At 63.9% G+C, this 363-nt stretch carries 1 protein-coding gene; it reads left to right on the top strand.

Translation table 11 applies throughout. The features are described from left to right. On the top strand, positions 1-363 hold a 363-nt coding region (locus ACYQ8L_RS18670; protein ID WP_459943323.1), incomplete at both ends, for a transposase.

Genomic DNA, 363 nt, shown 5'->3' with positions numbered 1-363 from the left:
CCATCGCCCCAGCGCCTTCTTCCGCGACCTGTTCTTTGCGATCTCCGGCGAACTCCACAACCAACTCCCTGGGGTCCCGGGGAAACGGCACCGGTTTCGGTTCAAGCACCGCCTGCTGTCGCTGGACGCGACGACCATCACGTTGTGCCTGAACCTCTTCCCCTGGGCCAAGTACACCCGCACCAAAGGCGGCGTGAAGCTCCACCTGCTGCTGGACCACGACGGGTACTGGCCCACCTATGCACACTTGACGGATGCCCACTGCTCCGATGTCTCGGTGGCCCGAGCCCTCTCGCTTCCCCCAGGCTCCATTGTGGTTATGGACCGGGGCTATGTGGACTACGCCTTGTGGGGCCGTTGGAC

It is taken from the genome of Deferrisoma palaeochoriense, from assembly GCF_054656955.1.
Note: the sequence above shows the minus strand (reverse complement) of the source record. Positions and strands in the feature narration are given on the sequence as shown.